The sequence below is a fragment of the Maccoyibacter intestinihominis genome (genome assembly GCF_040096355.1).
Classification (GTDB): domain Bacteria; phylum Bacillota; class Clostridia; order Lachnospirales; family Lachnospiraceae; genus Maccoyibacter; species Maccoyibacter intestinihominis.
The window spans coordinates 1-2925 of sequence record NZ_JBBMEX010000027.1; the positions used below are offsets into that span (position 1 = coordinate 1).

The window sequence follows — 2925 nt, forward strand, 5'->3', positions numbered from 1 at the left end:
AAGGAATCCAAAAACAGACCATATTGTTTTAACATCAGCAGTAATAAATCTTTTGAAAAAGCATCTTCTTCTTTGGTAAGGGCAAGCGGTAACTGTTCCAGAATATCTCCCATCGCATCACGAATCTGTAACTCTCTCTTATCCGTAATGTCGGTTTCATATTCATCTGTTTCCCCTTTGAGCCATTCCACAGATACATGGAGTGCTTCCGAAAGACCTTCCAGCACCATTTTTTTCGTATTGTCAATCGAACCATTCTCATAACGCAGGATTGTAGAAGCGGTAACACCCATCTTTTCTGCGACATAAGGCTGTGTCAGATTCAATTCCAGACGGCGCTGTTTTACTCTGCTGCCTATCAGCTTGCGTAGTTCTTTATCTTTCATGCTGACTGCCTCCTTTTTCGGTATGTATGAATTATAGCATTGTTTTTCTGTAATTGCAATATGCAACTTAAAAATTATTTTTAATATTTCGTAACGCTTGACAAAAAGATATGAAAAGGATATACTTACATCACAAGAATTGCATAATGCAATTTATAAGGAGGTGATTATATGACGCAAAGAAAAATTGCATTATCCATCGAAGAAGCTGCCGACTATACGGGAATCGGCAGAAACACCTTAAGACAGCTTGTAGAATGGAAGAAACTTCCGGTATTAAAGGTTGGTCGTAAAGTCCTGATTAAAACCGATATTCTGGAAATGTTTATGGAAGCGAATGAAGGTCGTGATTTGAGGGATAGAGGAAATGTAAAAGCCGTAACAAGAACTGCGGCAAATTAAAAAGGCGGCTTCCAAAGAAACCGCCAAAGGTTCTATCAGACCGAAGCCATGATATACCTACACGCAAGAAGATTATACCATGTGCTTCTTCTGATACGCAACCGAGAACTTATGTTTGTAAAAGAAAGGGGAATGTAATCATGGCAAAATCAACAAAAAGTTATGAAGAACGAATGCTTGAAATGGAAAAGAAGGAACAGGAAAGCCTTGAAAAAGCAAAACGATATGCAGCACAGAAGAAAGAACTTCTGAAACGAAAGAAAGCCGAAGAAAGTAAAAAACGAACCCATAGGCTCTGTCAGGTTGGCGGTGCGGTGGAATCCGTTCTCGGTGCGCCTATCGAGGAAGAGGACATCCCAAAGCTGATTGGTTTTCTGAAAAAGCAGGAAGCCAATGGGAAATTTTTTTCAAAGGCAATGCAGAAAGAAACACATACCGATATGGAGGAAGTGTAATGGCGGGGGGGATGAGTTTTTCATTCCCTTCATTGCTTTTTCATGAAGGGCGCACTTATGGACAACCAGAGGTCGTCCCAATAAGTTTGCCACAAGTGGCAACCGGTCTTCGCTCACGCTTGCCGGGCTCGTTCCGTCGGCGGGGCTTTCAGCCAGACCTGCTCATGCCGCAGGAGGCACTCTTCGCCAGAGGGGCGCATTCCATGCAGGCTGCTATGCGCAGGGCACTCTTACGCAGAGGGCGTTCCGGCAATACTGCTTTTTCTAAAACTGAAAGCAATGTTGCCGGAAATCTATGCCGGATGTGCAGAAAGGGGGAATCCAGACATGGCGATTTTTCATTACACAATCAAAATAGTCGGACGAAGTAAAGGGAAATCTGTTATCTCCGCTTCCGCATATCTCAATGGGGATGTGATGAAAAACGAGGAAACCGGGCGAATCAGTTATTACACTTCTAAAAAAGAAGTGGTCTACACCCGGCTGATGATGTGCGAAAACGCACCTCCTGAATGGCAGATAGTACCAGAAGAAAATATAAAACGCTTTCAAAAATCTGTCCGATACAAAAGGTCAGAAGATAAAGAAGCTGCTTTAGAAAAATTTAAAATCACATTTCAGAAACAAAGGTTATGGAATGAGGTATTGAAGATTGAAAAAAGTGCAGATGCCCAACTTGGCAGGTCATTTGAATTTGCCCTCCCCAAAGAATGGAGCAGACAGGAACAGATTCAATATACAGCCGACTATATCAAAAAAACATTTGTGGATAAGGGAATGTGTGCTGATTGGAGTATCCACGACAAAGGGGATGGCAATCCTCATGTCCATCTGCTTCTGACAATGCGCCCTTTTAACCCGGATCATTCTTGGGGGAAGAAAGAAGTCAAAGATTGGGATTTTGTCAGAGATAAAAGCGGAAATATCGTGATTGATGAATCCCATCCGAACTGGTGGCAGGATAAGAAAAACCCTGACCGTCATGGAATCCGTATCCCTGTATTAGATGAAAACGGAATCCAGAAGATTGGTGCAAGAAACCGCCTGCAATGGAAACGGGTACTGACCGATGCTACGGGATGGAACAATCCAAAAAACTGTGAACTGTGGCGGAGCGAGTGGGCAAAGGTGTGTAATGAACATCTGCCTTTGCATAATCAGGTCGATCACCGTTCTTACGAAAAGCAGGGAAAACTCCAGATTCCTACCATCCATGAAGGTGCTGACGCAAGAAAGATTGAACAAAAGTTTCTTGCCGGGCAGGAAATAAAAGGTTCGTGGAAAGTAGCGGAAAATCAAATCATAAAACAACAAAACACGTTATTGCAAAAGATACTGGACACCTTTGGGAAAGTATCAGGTGCATTATCATTATGGAAGGAGCGATTAAATGACATTAGAAGAAAGCCGGGAAATTATACCCTTAATGGAGTCCATGATTGGGCAAATCGAAGAACAGCAGACCTTAATGGCAGAAATGCTTCTGGAAATGCAGAACCGGGACACCCAACTCTCTCTTATGCAGGAACAGAATCAGAAATTGCAAAAATTAAACAGCGAGTTATCCGAGCTGCTCAACATTTTGCCAAATACCGAGGAACTACTTTCCAAGATGGAAGAACAGAAAACGAAGATAGAACTTTTGGAAAACGAAAATCAGCAATGGCAGATATTGGCACAGA

4 protein-coding genes are annotated in these 2925 nt (G+C 42.4%); 3 read left to right on the forward strand and 1 reads right to left on the reverse strand.

Features of this window, described 5'->3' with window-relative positions; translation table 11 throughout:
* On the reverse strand, window positions 1–386 hold a 386-nt coding region (locus WMO43_RS13965; RefSeq protein WP_173804745.1), incomplete at its 3' end, for a helix-turn-helix domain-containing protein.
* 171 nt (window positions 387–557) lie between these two features.
* On the opposite strand from WMO43_RS13965, the gene WMO43_RS13970 reads away from it, so the two are divergent.
* The 3 genes from WMO43_RS13970 to WMO43_RS13980 form a co-directional block, all read left to right on the forward strand.
* Entirely contained in the window at window positions 558–788 is a 231-nt protein-coding gene (locus WMO43_RS13970; protein ID WP_004843519.1) for a helix-turn-helix domain-containing protein, read from the forward strand.
* Between the two features lie 140 nt (window positions 789–928).
* Window positions 929–1243, forward strand: coding sequence for a hypothetical protein (locus tag WMO43_RS13975; RefSeq protein ID WP_005608351.1), 315 nt, complete (start codon window positions 929–931; stop codon window positions 1241–1243).
* A 327-nt stretch (window positions 1244–1570) separates the two neighbouring features.
* The coding region (locus WMO43_RS13980) for a MobA/MobL family protein (protein ID WP_353531584.1) at window positions 1571–2925 on the forward strand (1355 nt) is incomplete at its 3' end.